A 15,612-nucleotide genomic window follows, 5' to 3' on the forward strand; every position below is an offset into this window, starting at 1 on the left:
GAGTATGGTCCATTTCCATGGCAAAGTCATGGGCCAGTTTGGGGGCCGAGGGATTCGACCTCCATGTCGAGCCGACCGGGTCCGGGGTGCGCAAAGGGCTGACGGACGCGTTGCGCGAGGCCGTCCGCAGCGGCCGGCTCGCGCCCGGCACCCGGCTCCCCTCCTCCCGGTCGCTCGCCGTCGACCTGGGTATCGCCCGCAACACGGTCGCCGACGCGTACGCCGACCTCGTCGCCGAGGGCTGGCTCACCGCACGCCAGGGCTCGGGCACCAGGGTGGCCGAGCGGACGGTCGTCCCGCCCGCACCGGAGACGGCGCCGCGCCGCCGTGAGCAGGGACGCCCCGCCTACGACCTCGTCCCCGGCAGCCCGGACCTCGCCTCCTTCCCGCGCACCGCGTGGCTCAGGGCGGCCCGCCGGGCGCTGACCGCCGCGTCGCACGAGGCCCTCGGCTACGGCGATCCGCGCGGCCGCCCCGAACTGCGCACCGCCCTGTCCGGCTACCTGTCCCGCGCCCGCGGCGTGCGGGCCGATCCGGAGCGCATCGTGATCTGCTCCGGCTTCGCCGACGGCCTGACGCTGCTCGGCGCGGTGCTGCGGCAGCGCGGCGTGCGCTCCGTGGCCGTCGAGGCCTACGGGCTCGACCTGCACTGGAACCTCCTGCACCGTTCGGGCCTGCGGACCGTCCCCCTGCCCCTCGACGGACTCGGCGCCCGCACCGACGACCTGGCCGGGGTCGGAGCCGTCCTGCTCACGCCCGCGCACCAGTTCCCCATGGGGGTGCCGCTCCATCCGGACCGCCGGGCCGCCGTCGTGGACTGGGCCCGCCGCACCGGCGGCCTGATCCTGGAGGACGACTACGACGGCGAGTTCCGCTACGACCGCCAGCCCGTCGGCGCGCTCCAGGGACTGGACCCGCAGCACGTCGTCCACCTCGGCACCGCGAGCAAGTCCCTGGCCCCCGCGCTGCGGCTGGGCTGGCTGGTCCTGCCGCCGTCGCTCGCCCCCGAGGTCACCGCGCTCAAGGGCGGCGGGGGCTGGTCGACCGGGGCGCTGGACCAGCTCACCCTCGCGGAGTTCCTCACCTCCGGCGCCTACGACCGGCACGTCCGGGCGGCCCGGTTGCGCTACCGGCGGCGCCGCGACGCGCTGGTCGCCGCCCTCGCCGATCGCGCCCCGTCGGTCCACGCCACCGGAATCGCGGCCGGCCTGCACGCCGTCCTCAGGCTCCCCGCGGGCACCGAACAGTCGGTGGTCCGGGCGGCGGCCTGGCAGGGGCTGGCCGTCCACGGCCTGACGCGCTACCGCCACCCCGACGCGGTCACGGAACCGCAGGACGCGCTGGTGGTGGGGTACGGGACACCGCCGGACCACGCGTGGTCGGGGGCGCTCGACGCGCTGTGCCGGGCGCTGCCCTGAGCCGGCGCCCGGCTCTCGGCCCCGGCTCACCGGCGCCTGGCTCTCGGCCCCGGCTCACCGGCGCCTGGCTCTCGGCCCCGGCTCACCGGCGCCCGGCTCTCGGCCCCGGTCCTCGGCCCTGGCCTGCGTTCTCCGGGTCGTGGTCCGGGCTCGGGGACTCGGCTTTCGTTTCCCGGGTCGTGGTCCGGGCTCGGGCTCTCGTTTCCCGGCTCGCTGTCCGGGCTCCCGGACCCGGCTCCCGTTCACCGGCTCGTGGCCCGGGCTCCCGGCCTCGGCCGGCGGCGCCCGGGTTCCCGGCCTGGCTCGCGGCCCCGGCTTTCGGTTGCCGCGGAGCCCGAGGGGCCGTCGTGTTCTCTGCAGCGAGGCCTCGCCGAGGGCGAGCCGGGAGCGGCTCCTGTAGATGGGCCGGGCGGACATGGATCACGCCACCTGCCGGGCGGACGTGGACCGTGCCACCCGCCGTGCGGATGTGGATCACGTGGATGGGCCGGGCGGACATGGACCATGCCACCCGCCGTGCGGGCGTGGACGCTGCCCGCCGCGCGGGCCGGGAGCGGCTGCCGTGTGCGCGCACCGGAGCCGCGACGAAGCGGACCCCGCCGCCCGCCGCCCGCCGCCCGCCGCCCGCCGCCCGCCGCCCGCCGCCCGCCGCCCGCCGATCGGGCCGGAGCGGCTACGGCGATTCCTGCACCGGGGCCTCGCCGAAGCGGGCCAGCGCCAGCGCGCCCGCCACCGCGACCGCGAAGCCGAGGACCGCCAGCCAGGCGAGCCCCTCCCGCGTGCGGTCGCCCAGCCACACCACGCCCACCAGGGCGGGCCCGATCGTCTCCCCGATCACCAGCCCGGCGGTCGCGGTCGTCACGGAGCCGCGCTGAAGGGCCGAGGTGAGCAGCAGGAACGCCGCGCCGCCGCCGATGAGCAGTGCATACGTCGCCGGATTGGCCAGCAGCGCACCGGGGTCGAGGTCGTCGATGAGCCGCACCGACACCTCGACCACACCGAAGCCGAAGCCGGCGCCGAGACCGAGGACGAGCGGGCGCCCCCGCTCGGGCAGCCGCCCGCTCACGAGGCCCAGCAGCAGTACCCCGACGGCCGTGCCCAGCATGGCGTACTTCAGGGGCGCCGACCCCGGGCGGTCGCCCTCGGTGCCGGACGCCAGCCCCAGCATCGCGAGCCCCGCGCACACCAGACCCACCGCGCCCCACTCGACCCGGCTCAGCCGCACCCGCAGCAGCCGTGAGGCCACGACGGCCGTCACGGCGAGGCTCGCGGCGAGCGCCGCCCCCACCGCGTAGATCGGAATCGACCGCAGCGCGGCGATCTGGAGCAGGAACCCGACCCCGTCGAGCGCGAGCCCGGCCAGATAGCGCCATTGCCGCAGCGCGCGCAGCAACAGCGCCGCGTCCCCGCCCGGCCCGGTGCCGGCCGCCGCGCGCGCCGCCATCGCCTGGAGCACGGTCGCGGTTCCGAAGCAGACCGACGCACCAAGCGCGCACACCATTCCAAACAGCACGAACCGACTGTAGGGGAGCCTGCATCGCAGGGGGCCGTCGCGCGCTCGTCCTGCGGTGCTCTCTACTCTGATCGCCGAACGGCCAAGAAGAATCGCAAACGAAGCAAAGTCGAACCGAAAGAAACAACGGGGGAACGGACATGGCGGACACACGTCGTCAACTGCGCTCGGGCACCGTCGTGCTCGGCGGCATGGGACTCCTCGCCGCCGCACTCACGGCCTGCTCCTCGGAGCCGGACAAGCGCTGCGTCGACCGCGACAGCTACAACCTCGCCAAGGGCTACCGGGTCGTCGCCGACAAGAACTGCAAGTCCACCAAGGTGTCCGTCAACGGCAGTTGGTACTACGGCGGCAAGAAGAAGAGCGGCTGGGTCGACGGCGGCTCCTTCGTCAAGCCCGGCAAGGGCTCCGGCGGTTCGGGCGGCAGCCACAGCGGCGTCGACCGCGGCGGCTTCGGCAGCGGCAAGGGCAGCTCCGGCGGCTGAGCAGGAGACGTCCCGTGGAACGCCGCACCATCGCACCCCGCCCCGACTGGCAGCGGACCGTCGAGGAACAGGGCCTCATCTACCCGCTCACCCGTCACCCCGACGACTCCCTGCGCCCCTACTGGGACGAGAGCGCGTACTACGTCTTCTCGCTCCCCGAGGTCGAGGCGCTGGAGGAGGTCGTGGACGAACTGCACCGCATGTGCCTGGCCGCGGCCGAGCACATCGTCCGCACGGACCGCTTCGCCGACCTCGGCATCACCGACCCGCACGTCGTGCGGGCCGTCGCCGAGGCCTGGCGGCGGCGCGCCGAACTCCCCTCCGTCTACGGCCGTTTCGACCTGCGCTACGACGGCACGGGCCCGGCCAAGCTGCTGGAGTACAACGCCGACACGCCGACCTCCCTCGTCGAGGCCGCGAGCCCGCAGTGGTTCTGGATGGAGGACCGCTTCCCCGGCGCCGACCAGTGGAACTCCCTGCACGAACGCCTCGTCGCCGCCTGGAAGAAGCAGGCGCCCCTCCTGCCGCCGGGCAGCCCGCTGCACTTCGCGCACTCCTCCGCCGACGAACTCGGCGAGGACCTGATGACGGTCGCCTACCTCAAGGAGACCGCCGAGCAGGCGGGCCTCGACACCGACTGGATCTCCATGGAGGAGATCGGCTGGGACCCCCTCTCCGGCCGCTTCGTCGACACCTCGCTCCGCTTCATCCGCAGCTGCTTCAAGCTCTACCCCTGGGAGTGGCTCACCGCCGACCGCTTCGCCGGACACGTCCTGGACACCCTCGACAACGGCGGCGGCACGGGGACGACGCTGTGGATCGAGCCGGCCTGGAAGATGCTCCTCTCCAACAAGGCCCTCCTCGCCGTCCTCTGGGAGCTCTACCCGGACCACCCCAACCTGCTCCCCGCCTACCTCGACGGCCCACGCGAACTGGCCGCCGACCGCGGCTACGTGGCCAAGCCGCTCCTCGGCCGCGAGGGCGCCGGGGTCACCGTGCACGAACCGGGCGCCGCCCCGGCCGTACGCACCGACGAGCCCTGCGCCTACCAGGAACTGGCCCCCCTCCCGTCCTTCGACGGCAACCGCGTCGTCCTGGGCGCCTGGGTCGTCGAGGACGAGTCGGCGGGCCTCGGCATCCGCGAGTCGTCCGGCCTGGTCACGGACGAGTACGCCCGCTTCCTGCCGCACGTGATCCTCTGACGGCCCGACGCGCGAACCCCGGCCCCCGGCGACACGGGGGCCGGCGCTGGATCCCGTGCCGCGGCGGGCACCCGCGCCCCGGACCCGGCGCCGTGCCTGTACCCCCGGACCCGGCGCCGAGCCTCGGCGACCCCCGGGCCGCCCTGCCACGGGACCCGGGACCCGGAGCATCCCGGGGACCGCGCCGGACCCCACCGGCTCCCAAACCCGCCCCTAGACCCCCAGCACCTCGCGGAGTCGGCCGAGCCCCCAGTCGAGGTCCTCCTCGGAGATGACCAGCGGCGGGGCGATCCGGATCGTGACGCCGTGGGTGTCCTTCACCAGGACGCCCCGGTCCACCAGCTTCTCGGAGATCTCCCGGCCCGTGCCGTACGCCGGGGCGATGTCGACGCCCGCCCACAGCCCGCGCCCGCGGACCTGCGTGACATGACCGGAGTCCTTCAACCGGCCCAGCTCCTGGTGCAGATGCGCACCCAGCTCGGCCGCCCGCCGCTGGTACTCGCCCGACCGCAGCATCGCGATCACCTCCAACGCCACCGCGCAGGCCAGCGGATTGCCCCCGAACGTCGAACCGTGTTCCCCGGGCCGGAACACCCCCAGCACGTCGGCGCCCGCCACCACCGCCGACACGGGGACGACCCCGCCCCCGAGCGCCTTGCCCAGCACGTACACGTCCGGCACCACCCCCTCGTGCTCGCACGCGAACGTCTTCCCCGTACGGCCGAGACCCGACTGGATCTCGTCCGCGACGAACAGCACGTTCCGCTCCCGGGTCAGTTCCCGCACCCCCGGCAGGTAGCCCGGGGGCGGCACCAGCACGCCCGCCTCGCCCTGGATCGGCTCCAGCAGCACGGCGACGGTGTTCTCCGTCAGCGCCGCCCGCATCGCGGTCAGGTCCCCGTACGGCACGATCTCGAAGCCCGGCGTGTACGGCCCGAAGTCCGCCCGGGCCTCCGGGTCCGTGGAGAAACTGATGAGCGTGGTCGTACGGCCGTGGAAGTTGTTCCCCGCGACGACGATCTTCGCCCTCTCCGCGGGCACCCCCTTCACGCGGTACCCCCACTTCCGGGCCGTCTTCACCGCGGTCTCCACCGCCTCCGCGCCGGTGTTCATCGGCAGCACCATCTCCATGCCGCACAGCGCCGCCAGCTCCCGGCAGAAGTCCGCGAACCGGTCGTGGTGGAACGCCCGCGACGTCAGCGTCACCCGCTCCAGTTGCGCCTTCGCCGCCTCGATCAGCCGCCGGTTGCCGTGCCCGAAGTTCAGCGCCGAGTATCCGGCCAGCATGTCGAGGTAACGGCGCCCCTCGACGTCCGTCATCCAGGCCCCGTCCGCCGTCGCCACGACGACCGGCAGCGGGTGGTAGTTGTGCGCGCTGTGCGCGTCGGCCGAGGCGATGAACGCCTTCGTCGTCTCCGTAGCGGTCACGCGATCTCCGTTTCTTGACGAGCGGCACGGGCGACGCGCGGGCCCGCGCACGGGGCGGCACGTGCCGCCCGGACCGGGCGGCTCGCGCTTCCCGGACGACGGGTGGATACGTGCTCCCGGGCGGGGGACGGCGTGTCCTCCCGGGCGGGGAGTGGCGCCCGCCGACGGTGGGCCCCGGACTCCTTCCTACCGTCGCTCGCATGGTGGACCGGGGAACCCGCAGATCCGGCGCGCCCGGTAGGCTGACCGGCGGGGCCGTGACTGGCGCGCTGGGATGGGACCGACCATCGGGGAGCGGCCCCTCGAACTGTGTGCCGTGCGCCTGGGCCGACCCGTGAACGCTGAACACCACGTCCGGAGGCCGTCATGCCAGAGCCCCTTTCCACCGAGTCCACCGCGTTCCGCAGTGCCCTGGACGTGATCCGGGCCGTGGAGCCCCGCGTCGCCGACGCCATCGGCCAGGAGGTCGCCGACCAGCGCGACATGCTCAAGCTGATCGCGTCGGAGAACTACGCCTCCCCGGCCACGCTCCTCGCCATGGGCAACTGGTTCAGCGACAAGTACGCCGAGGGGACCGTCGGCCGCCGCTTCTACGCCGGCTGCCGCAACGTCGACACCGTCGAGGCCCTCGCCGCCGAGCACGCCCGCGAGCTCTTCGGCGCCGAGCACGCCTACGCCCAGCCGCACTCCGGCATCGACGCCAACCTCGTGGCCTTCTGGGCCGTCCTCGCCGCCCGCGTCGAGGCCCCCGCCCTGGAGCGCGCCGGCGTCCGCAACGTCAACGACCTCACCGAGGCCGACTGGGCCGAACTGCGCCACGCCTTCGGCAACCAGCGCATGCTCGGCATGTCCCTCGACGCCGGCGGCCACCTCACCCACGGCTTCCGCCCGAACATCTCCGGCAAGATGTTCGACCAGCGCTCCTATGGCACCGACCCCGCCACCGGCCTCATCGACTACGAGGCCCTGCGCACCTCCGCCCGCGAGTTCAAGCCGCTCATCCTCGTCGCCGGCTACTCCGCCTACCCCCGTCTGGTGAACTTCCGGATCATGCGCGAGATCGCCGACGAGGTCGGCGCCACGCTCATGGTCGACATGGCGCACTTCGCGGGCCTCGTCGCCGGCAAGGTGCTCACCGGAGACTTCGACCCCGTCCCGCACGCCCAGATCGTCACCACCACCACGCACAAGTCGCTGCGCGGCCCGCGCGGCGGCATGGTGCTGTGCGACGAGAGCCTCGCCGAACAGGTCGACCGCGGCTGCCCGATGGTCCTCGGCGGCCCCCTCCCGCACGTCATGGCGGCCAAGGCCGTCGCGCTCGCCGAGGCACGACGCCCCGAGTTCCGCGACTACGCACAGGCCGTCGTCGACAACTCCCGTGCCCTCGCCGAGGGTCTGATGTGCCGCGGCGCCACGCTGGTCACCGGCGGCACCGACAACCACCTCAACCTGATCGACGTCGCCACCTCCTACGGCCTCACCGGCCGTCAGGCCGAGTCCGCCCTGCTCGACTCGGGCATCGTCACCAACCGCAACGCCATCCCCGCCGACCCCAACGGCGCCTGGTACACCTCCGGCATCCGCATCGGCACGCCCGCGCTGACCACCCGTGGTCTGGGCACGGCCGAGATGGACGAGATCGCGGGCCTGATCGACCGCGTCCTGACCTCCGCCGAGCCCGGCACCACGGCCAAGGGCAGCCCGTCCAAGGCCCAGCACGTCCTGGACGCGAAGATCTCCGACGAGATCGCCCACCGCGCCACCGACCTGCTCGCCGGTTTCCCGCTCTACCCGGAGATCGACCTCGGCTGACGCGCCTCGCGCGGGCTACAGATCGATCAGCTCCTGTCGTGGTTCCCGCGGCGGTCCGGCAGCCTCACGCCGGGCCGCCGCGCGGCGTATCAGGACGGAGCTCCCCGCACCGAGGACCAGCCCCGCCGCCAGCCCGGGCACCGCCCACCTCACGCTGTCCGCCGCGTCCGGCTCCGCCACGCGACCCGCGGCACTGCCCGAGCCGAACAGGTCTCCCTCCTCGTCCAGTTGGTCGAACACCGCGCGCGGTGCCCGGTGCCAGCGGATGTCGTCGTCCCGGACGTCGGGGGAAGGATCCGTCCGCACCCATGGAGTGCCGTCCGCGGCGACGAACACCTGGTCCTGACGCTCGATGGCGACATCACCACCCGGTGCCCTGCTGGTCTGCGGCCAGCCCCCGACCCCTGTGAGCCCCCAGATCACGGTGGCCCGCACTTCGGGGAAACGGCCCTCCACCCATGCCTCGGGAACCCGCTCCGTCCCCGTGTACCGCGGGGAGAGCAGCCGCCACAGCCGTACGAAGTCCCGCTCCCCGGAGTGCAGCGAGGTCGCCCGTCCCGTGTCACCGGCGACGACCAGCGCCAGGTCGGGGGTGTCGGCCTTCGCCCGCACCGAGCTGCGCGCCGAGTCGTGTGCCGCATCCGGTGCGGAGGCCCGAGCGCCCGGAGCGCCGAGCGCGGCCGACGCCATGACGACCAGCACCAGAAGCCACACCCTCCTCCCACCGGTCCCCACTCGCGTCCCGCCGGTCCGGCGCCTTGCGCCGGCCCTCGCTCGTGTCCCGCGAGTCCACGCCCTCGCGCCGCCGGCCCTCGCTCGCGTCCCGCCGCGCCACGACGCGGCCCCGCCGGTCCACGGCCCGCCTCCGTCGAGCTGCGCCCCCGTCTCGCCGAGCCGCGGCGCCACCCCGCCGTTCCGTGGTCTCGTCCCGGCGAGGCGCCGGCTCCTCGTGTCGGGTCGGCGCCCCCGCCAGGCGGGCCGGGGCCCCTCCTGTCCGATCCGGAATCTCATGCGTCCCCCTCTTCCCCATGCGTCCCCCTCACCGGTCTGCCCGCCTCCGCGCGGCTCCTCACATGTCCAGCAACTCCTGGTGAGGTTCACCCCTGCGGGGCCGCCACAGCCGGGCCAGCAGCGCACCGGCTGCCGCTCCGGGCAGAGCCCACCACCAGTCGGTGCCCTCGTCGGAGGCGGCCGCGGCCGGCCTCGTGGTCGTCCCCGCGCGGACCTCCCCGGCCGGGGTCGGGGTCGCCGCGCCGGCGGAGTCGTCCGCCGACTCCCCCGCGCCCGGGGGGATTCCCGCCGCCCCCTCGGGCGACGGCTTGCCCAGGACGCCGAGCTTCTTGAACAGCGCCCGCATCTGGGCGGGGTGCTCGGCCTTGTGCCAGTAGCCGTTCATGCTCTGGAGGTCGGTGGCCGTGTGTATCCAGACCTCCTTGCCGCGCGACGAGTCCGGATAGACGCGGTCGACCCGCCACGGCGACACGTCGTGCGCCAGCCAGGTGACATTGAGCTGACGCCCGCTCGCCGCGCTCAGGCCCGGCGGCTCCTCACGGTCGCCCGCGTCGGGCTCGCCCAGCAGGCGCGTCAACTCCCCGTACTCCTCGTCCGAGTAGTACAGCGAGGCGGTCTGCGCGCTCTCCGGCGAGACCACCAGCACGCTCGTCGGTCCACCGGCCGTCGCCGAGGGCGCCGCGATCAGCACCACCGCGAGTGCCACGGCCGAAGCCCCCGTCACCGAGAGCAGTTCACGAAGCCTGCGCATCCGGACCCCCAACCAGCCGGTCGCCCCGCGTGCGGCCCGCCCGCACGCGATGTGTCACTTCTGGTACACCGCTCGACCCGCCGGGGTTCCCACTCGGCACCGACGGATTCGCGAGCTGCCTCACCGGCCGGAAACACGTGCTATTTCAACGACTTGGCGATCGCCACCGCCCGCTCCTTCGAGGACACGCCCTCCAGACGCAGGGTCACCTCACCGCCGGAGTGCAGCCACAGCAGCGTGGGCCCCGCCGTCCGTACAGAGCGGGTGAAGCGGTCGCCGTCGTCGTCGACCAGCCAGAAGCTCAGCAGATGCGGCTTCGCGAACCACAGGGCCTGGCGGCCGTAGTCCTCGGGGGCGCCGAGCGCCACCCATTCCGGGGGCTCACGCACCGTCTTGGAGAAGCCGATGTCCAGCTGCGCGGGGTACTCGTCCAGCCGGACCGTGCGCCCGTGCTCCTGCCAGCACAGGCTCATCAGCAGGCGCCCCTTCGGCTCACGCGTCACCGTCACGGCGTCCGGCACGCCGAGGGCGCCGGGCACGAGCGGGGTGAACCCGGCCCGCCGTCCGGCCTGCGCCAGGGTCAGCGAAGGCCCGCACCCCGGCACCCGCGCGCCGGGCGAGGGCACCGCCGACGGGTCGTACCGCACCTCGACCCCGCCGAAGCCGAACCAGTCGACGACCGCGGCGCGCACCGGAGGCGTGAGCACGAGAACCGTGAGCAGTCCGCACAGGCCCGCCGTCAGCCCGCGCCGGCGTGCCCGCGCCCAGCGCAGCACCGCCCGCATCCGGTCGCGGACGCCCGGCGGCTCGGCCACCGGGACCGGGATGTGCTCGGCGAGCATCTGCTCCAGGACCCGCTCGACCATCGACTCGCCGTCGGCCGCATCCGGCCGGTCCAGCGAGCGCCCGAGCGCCCGGAGCTCCTCCGGCAGCCGCGAGACGTCCTCGCCGCCCCGCCGCCTCCGGTCGCCGCGGGACCCGTCCGCCCCGCTCCGCTCACTCATGCCCTTCACCCCCTTCCCGGTCCAGGGCCCCCAAGTCCGGCAGCAGCCGGCTCAGCTTGCGCAGGGCGCGGTTGAGCCGGGACTTGACCGTGCCGCGCGGCCAGCCCAGCGCCTGCGCCGTCTCGGGCTCGTCCATCTCCAGCAGATAGCGGTAGGTGACGACGAGGCGGTGCTCCTCGCTCAGCTGCTCCAGGGCGGCCAGCAGCGCCGTCCGGCGCTCCGTCTCCAGCGCCGCGACCGCCGGGTCCGCCGCTTCGGGTATCAGCGGCTCCGCCTCCACGAAGGCGGCCTCCCGGCCCGCCAGGGTCCGCTGGCGCACCGCCGTCCGCACTGTGTTCCTCGTCTCATTGGCGACGATCGACAGCAGCCACGGCTTGAACGCCGCGCCGTCCCGAAAGCGCCCCAGCGAGCAGTACGCCTTGATGAAGGCCTGCTGCACCACGTCCTCCGCGTCCGCACCCGCCCCCAGCGCCCTGGCCGCCCTGATCGCGATGCCCGTGTGGGCACGGACCAGGTCCGCGTACGCCTCCGGCTCACCGGCGCGTACGCGTGCGATCACCACGGCCTCGTCGACGACGATGCGGCCCCCCTCCCGCGTCCTCACACTCTTGTTACACCGCCGGAGACGGATCGGTTCCCACCTGTTCCCGAGCAATGAGAGTCACCTGAGAGAATGGGCCCCATGGCCTCAGATCGTCCTCGCGTCCTCTCCGGGATCCAGCCCACCGCGGGCTCGTTCCACCTCGGCAACTACCTGGGCGCGGTCCGCCAGTGGGTGGCCCTCCAGGAGTCCCACGACGCGTTCTACATGGTCGTCGACCTGCACGCGATCACCGTGCCGCAGGACCCCGCGGACCTGCGCGCCAACACCCGGCTCGCCGCCGCGCAGCTGCTCGCCGCCGGTCTCGACCCGGAGCGCTGCACGCTGTTCGTCCAGAGCCACGTCCCCGAGCACGCCCAGCTCGCCTGGATCATGAACTGCCTGACCGGCTTCGGCGAGGCGTCCCGCATGACCCAGTTCAAGGACAAGTCCGCCAAGCAGGGTGCCGACCGGGCCTCCGTCGGTCTGTTCACCTACCCGGTCCTCCAGGTCGCGGACATCCTGCTGTACCAGGCCAACGAGGTCCCGGTCGGCGAGGACCAGCGCCAGCACATCGAGCTCACCCGCGACCTCGCCGAGCGTTTCAACGGCCGTTTCGGCCAGACGTTCACGATCCCGAAGCCGTACATCCTCAAGGAGACGGCGAAGATCTTCGACCTCCAGGACCCGACGATCAAGATGAGCAAGTCGGCGTCGACGCCGAAGGGCCTCATCAACCTGCTCGACGACCCGAAGGCGACCGCCAAGAAGGTCAAGAGCGCGGTCACGGACACGGACACCGTCATCAGGTATGACGCGGACCTGAAGCCGGGTATCAGCAACCTGCTGACCATCTACTCGACCCTCACCGGCACCGGTATCGCGGAACTGGAGCAGAAGTACACCGGCAAGGGCTACGGTGCGCTCAAGACGGACCTCGCCGAGGTCATGGTCGACTTCGTGACGCCGTTCCGGGAGCGCACCCAGCAGTATCTGGACGACCCGGAGACGCTCGACTCGATCCTGGCCAAGGGCGCCGAGAAGGCGCGTGTCGTCGCCGCGGAGACGCTCTCCCAGGCGTACGACAGGGTCGGCTTCCTGCCCGCCAAGCACTGACGGCCGGCACCGCTGCCACGGCAGCGGTGCGACCGCCCCTACCACAGCCCGTTCGGCAGTGCGTACGAGACGAGCGCGACACTCGTACGGCCGCCGCCGACGGGCCGTACCGCCGTACAGTCGATAGCCGGACCGGACGAGCAGCCACCCCTGCCCGCGCCGGGGCGGCGGACCTCTGAACAACGACAGGAGACGACGTGGGGACCGTAACGATCGGCGTGTCGATCGCGGTCCCGGAGCCTCACGGCAGCCTGCTCCAGGAGCGGCGCCTGAGCTTCGGCGACGCCGCGGCTTCCGGCATCCCCACGCACGTCACCCTGCTGCCGCCGACGGAGATCGACGACTCGGCGCTGCCCGCGGTCGAGGCGCACCTCACCGGGGTCGCCACCGCCGGGCGCCCCTTCCCGATGCGGCTGTACGGCACGGGCACCTTCCGCCCCCTGTCGCCCGTCGTCTTCGTGCGGGTCGTCGAGGGGGCCGAGGCCTGTACCCGGCTGCAGATGCAGGTCCGGGACGCGTCCGGTCCCGTCGCCCGCGAGCTGCACTTCCCGTATCACCCGCACGTCACCGTGGCGCACGGCATCGACGACGCCGCGATGGACCGGGCCTTCGAGGAGCTGTCCGGGTACGAGGCCCAGTGGCCGTGCGCCGGATTCGCGCTGTACGAGCAGGGCGCCGACGGCATCTGGCGCAAGCTGCGGGAGTTCCCCTTCGGCGGCACGCTGGTGCCGCCGCAGGCGGGGGCACCCGAGGTCGACAGCACACTGCCGGCCCGCTGAGCGTCCCGGCCCGCTGAGCGCCTGCCGCCCGCCGGAGCGCCGCGCGGGACGTCGCCCGGGGTGACCCCGGGAGCGCGCCACCGGGCTCCCGGTCTCCGCACGAGCACCCGGCACCCACGCCCTGCCGGGTCCGCGGCCCCGTGTCTCCTCAGGAGCCCGACCCGGCACCCGCGCGGGTGTCAGATCGGCAGTCGCCGGAACAGCGGGCGCGGCAGGTGCCGCAGGGCCGCCATCACGAACCGCAGCGCCCCCGGTACCCACACCGTCTCCGACCGACGCCGCAGACCCGTCTCGACGGCCGCCGCGACCGCCTCGGGAGTGGTGGCCATCGGTGCCTGCGGCAGCCCCGCCGTCATCTTCGTCCGCACGAATCCGGGCCGTACGACCATCACGTGCACGCCCGTGCCGTACAGCGCGTCGCCCAGGCCCTGCGAGAAGGCGTCGAGGCCCGCCTTGCTGGAGCCGTAGATGAAGTTGGAGCGGCGGGCGCGCTCGCCGGCGACCGAGGAGAGCACCACCAGGGAGCCGTGCCCCTGCGACTGGAGCGCCCGTGCCGCGATCAGGCCCGCGGACACCGCACCCGTGTAGTTGGTCTGCGCGACCCGCGCCGCGGCCAACGGCTCCTTCTCGTCCCGTGCCTGGTCGCCGAGGACGCCGAAGGCGAGCAGCACCATGTCGATGTCGCCCTCCGCGAAGACCTTGCCGAGCACGGTCTCGTGGGAGGCGCCGTCGAGGGCGTCGAAGGCGACGGTACGGACGTCCGCGCCCATCCCGCGCAGCTGCCCGGCGGCCCGCTCCAGCTCCGGCGACGGGCGTCCGGCCAGCCACACGGTGCGGGTGCGCCGGACGATCAGACGCCGCGCGGTGGCCAGCGCGATCTCGGACGTACCGCCGAGGATCAGCAGGGACTGGGGGATGCCGAAGGCGTCCTTCATGGCAGCTCCTAAGGGCGAGAGAGGGCGGGCGACGGGGGTGCGCGGGCGGCGGGGACGGGGGCCGCGAAGGGCGTGCCGGAGCGGCGGCCGGCGTGCGGGACTAGAGGTCGAGGCGTCGGGACAGGTCGGAGGTGAAGACCCGCGCGGGGTCCAGTTCCTGCCGCAGGGCGCGGAACTCGGCGATCCGCGGATACATCCCGGCCAGCAGCTCGGGGCGCAGCCGCGCGTCCTTGGCCAGGTACACCCGGCCGCCGGCCGCGGCCACCTCCTCGTCCAGTTCGTCGAGGAAGGCGCCGAGCCCCGTCAGGTTCGCGGGGACGTCCAGGGCGAGGGTCCAGCCGGGCACGGGGAAGGACAGCCAGCCGGGATCGGCCTCCCCGAAGCGCTTGAGGACGGCGAGGAAGGACGGGCACCGGTGCTCGGAGATACGGCGCACGATCCGGTGCAGGGCCTCCTCCTGCCCGTGTCCGACGACGAACTGGTACTGGACGAAGCCGCCGCGTCCGTAGACCCGGTTCCAGTGCGGTACGCCGTCGAGGGGGTGGAAGAAGGTCGAGATCTTCTGCAGTTCACCGGCACGCGCGCGTGGCGCCTTGCGGTACCAGAGCTCGTTGAACAGCCCCACCGACGTACGCCCCAGGAGGCCCTCCGGCACGAACGACGGGGCGGCGGGGAACTGCGCGGGGCGGAACGCCAGGGGGTGCCGGCGCGCGCGGGGCGGCAGCGCGTCCAGCGGCGCGTGCTCGCCCCGGGTCAGTACCGAGCGCCCTAGTGAGGTGCCGCGGGCGAGCAGATCGATCCAGGCGACCGAGTACCGGTAGCGGTGGTCGGTGGCGGTGAGGCGGGCCATCAAGTCGTCCAGGTCCGCGGCGCGTTCGGTGTCGACGGACATCAACGCGGTTTCGACGGGCTGGAGCCGGACGGTCGCGGTGAGGATCACGCCGGTCAGGCCCATGCCGCCGGCGGTCGCGTCGAAGAGGGGGGTGCCGTGGCCGACCGTACGGATCCGGCCGTCGGCGGTGAGGAGTTCGAAGGAGAGGACGTGGCGGGCGAACGAGCCCGACACGTGGTGGTTCTTGCCGTGGATGTCCGCGCCGATCGCGCCGCCGACCGTCACGTAGCGGGTTCCGGGGGTGACCGGCACGAACCAGCCGAGGGGCAGCAGGACTTCCATCAGCCGGTGCAGGGACACCCCGGCGTCGCACAGGACGGTGCCGCCGTCCGCGTCGATCGCGTGGATCCGGTCGAGGCCCGTCATGTCGAGCACGGCTCCGCCCGCGTTCTGCGCGGCGTCCCCGTACGCCCGTCCGAGGCCCCGGGCGATGCTGCCGCGTGCCCCGCACGCCCGGACCGCGGCCGCCGCCTCCTCGTACGTGCGCGGGCGGACCAGACGGGCGGCGGTCGGGGCGGTGCGGCCCCAACCCGTGACGGAGACGGTGTCGGCAGGCATGACCGTGACCGTAGCGCCGACAAGGGTGCATAACACCGGAATCATCCCTTACCTCACGGCTCCTCACCGAAATGGGTGATTAATGGGATGTCGTCCAAGATTGCCGTAATTCTGCGGCCACTCCCTAG

Annotated in this window: 14 protein-coding genes and 1 riboswitch; of the genes, 6 read left to right on the forward strand and 8 right to left on the reverse strand. The window is 73.5% G+C overall.

Features of this window, described 5'->3' with window-relative positions; translation table 11 throughout:
* Positions 1 to 17: 17 nt before the first annotated feature.
* Positions 18 to 1,418 (forward strand): MocR-like pyridoxine biosynthesis transcription factor PdxR, encoded by a 1,401-nt coding sequence (gene pdxR, locus ACSYGO_RS28330; RefSeq protein WP_426677380.1) that lies wholly within the window; start codon positions 18 to 20, stop codon positions 1,416 to 1,418.
* 673 nt (positions 1,419 to 2,091) lie between these two features.
* On the opposite strand, the gene ACSYGO_RS28335 is transcribed toward pdxR, so the two are convergent.
* Positions 2,092 to 2,919, reverse strand: a complete 828-nt coding sequence (locus ACSYGO_RS28335; RefSeq protein ID WP_460389770.1) for a DMT family protein — start codon at positions 2,917 to 2,919, stop codon at positions 2,092 to 2,094.
* A gap of 152 nt (positions 2,920 to 3,071) precedes the next feature.
* On the opposite strand from ACSYGO_RS28335, the gene ACSYGO_RS28340 reads away from it, so the two are divergent.
* Both ACSYGO_RS28340 and ACSYGO_RS28345 read left to right on the forward strand, forming a co-directional pair.
* Positions 3,072 to 3,416 carry a hypothetical protein gene (locus tag ACSYGO_RS28340; RefSeq protein ID WP_028802906.1) on the forward strand — a complete coding sequence of 115 codons (345 nt, stop codon included), beginning with the start codon at positions 3,072 to 3,074 and terminating at the stop codon, positions 3,414 to 3,416.
* Positions 3,417 to 3,430: 14 nt separating this feature from the next.
* On the forward strand, positions 3,431 to 4,618 hold the full coding sequence (locus ACSYGO_RS28345) for a glutathionylspermidine synthase family protein (RefSeq protein WP_460388122.1): 1,188 nt from the start codon (positions 3,431 to 3,433) through the stop codon (positions 4,616 to 4,618).
* Positions 4,619 to 4,831: 213 nt separating this feature from the next.
* Here ACSYGO_RS28345 and rocD read toward each other — a convergent pair whose 3' ends face one another.
* Complete coding sequence (gene rocD / locus ACSYGO_RS28350; protein ID WP_460388124.1) at positions 4,832 to 6,046, reverse strand: ornithine--oxo-acid transaminase; 1,215 nt, start codon at positions 6,044 to 6,046, stop codon at positions 4,832 to 4,834.
* A gap of 247 nt (positions 6,047 to 6,293) precedes the next feature.
* A riboswitch (ZMP/ZTP riboswitch) is annotated at positions 6,294 to 6,381 on the forward strand.
* A gap of 31 nt (positions 6,382 to 6,412) precedes the next feature.
* On the opposite strand from rocD, the gene ACSYGO_RS28355 reads away from it, so the two are divergent.
* On the forward strand, positions 6,413 to 7,858 hold the full coding sequence (locus ACSYGO_RS28355) for a glycine hydroxymethyltransferase (RefSeq protein ID WP_460388125.1): 1,446 nt from the start codon (positions 6,413 to 6,415) through the stop codon (positions 7,856 to 7,858).
* A gap of 15 nt (positions 7,859 to 7,873) precedes the next feature.
* Here ACSYGO_RS28355 and ACSYGO_RS28360 read toward each other — a convergent pair whose 3' ends face one another.
* From ACSYGO_RS28360 to ACSYGO_RS28375, 4 genes are all read right to left on the reverse strand, one after another.
* Complete coding sequence (locus tag ACSYGO_RS28360) at positions 7,874 to 8,548, reverse strand: hypothetical protein (protein WP_426677501.1); 675 nt, start codon at positions 8,546 to 8,548, stop codon at positions 7,874 to 7,876.
* Positions 8,549 to 8,927: 379 nt separating this feature from the next.
* Entirely contained in the window at positions 8,928 to 9,620 is a 693-nt protein-coding gene (locus ACSYGO_RS28365) for a hypothetical protein (protein WP_426677376.1), read from the reverse strand.
* 140 nt (positions 9,621 to 9,760) lie between these two features.
* The gene (locus tag ACSYGO_RS28370; protein WP_432188478.1) at positions 9,761 to 10,624 is read right to left on the reverse strand and encodes a hypothetical protein; all 864 of its coding nucleotides are present in this window, start codon (positions 10,622 to 10,624) and stop codon (positions 9,761 to 9,763) included.
* A complete protein-coding gene (locus tag ACSYGO_RS28375) occupies positions 10,617 to 11,228 on the reverse strand; it encodes an RNA polymerase sigma factor (RefSeq protein ID WP_426677374.1) in 612 nt (203 codons plus the stop codon). The genes ACSYGO_RS28370 and ACSYGO_RS28375 overlap by 8 nt, the downstream gene beginning before the upstream one ends.
* A 78-nt stretch (positions 11,229 to 11,306) precedes the next feature.
* Here ACSYGO_RS28375 and trpS point away from each other — a divergent pair, with 78 nt between their 5' ends.
* Together trpS and ACSYGO_RS28385 are read left to right on the forward strand one after the other, a co-directional pair.
* Positions 11,307 to 12,320, forward strand: coding sequence for a tryptophan--tRNA ligase (trpS, locus tag ACSYGO_RS28380; protein WP_028802914.1), 1,014 nt, complete (start codon positions 11,307 to 11,309; stop codon positions 12,318 to 12,320).
* 197 nt (positions 12,321 to 12,517) lie between these two features.
* Complete coding sequence (locus tag ACSYGO_RS28385) at positions 12,518 to 13,099, forward strand: 2'-5' RNA ligase family protein (RefSeq protein WP_426677373.1); 582 nt, start codon at positions 12,518 to 12,520, stop codon at positions 13,097 to 13,099.
* Between the two features lie 179 nt (positions 13,100 to 13,278).
* On the opposite strand, the gene ACSYGO_RS28390 is transcribed toward ACSYGO_RS28385, so the two are convergent.
* Together ACSYGO_RS28390 and ACSYGO_RS28395 are read right to left on the reverse strand one after the other, a co-directional pair.
* The gene (locus tag ACSYGO_RS28390) at positions 13,279 to 14,034 is read right to left on the reverse strand and encodes a decaprenylphospho-beta-D-erythro-pentofuranosid-2-ulose 2-reductase (protein ID WP_426677372.1); all 756 of its coding nucleotides are present in this window, start codon (positions 14,032 to 14,034) and stop codon (positions 13,279 to 13,281) included.
* A 100-nt stretch (positions 14,035 to 14,134) separates the two neighbouring features.
* Positions 14,135 to 15,484, reverse strand: a complete 1,350-nt coding sequence (locus ACSYGO_RS28395; protein WP_432188480.1) for an FAD-binding protein — start codon at positions 15,482 to 15,484, stop codon at positions 14,135 to 14,137.
* Between the last annotated feature and the right edge of the window lie 128 nt (positions 15,485 to 15,612).

Source organism: Streptomyces krungchingensis, assembly GCF_054729265.1.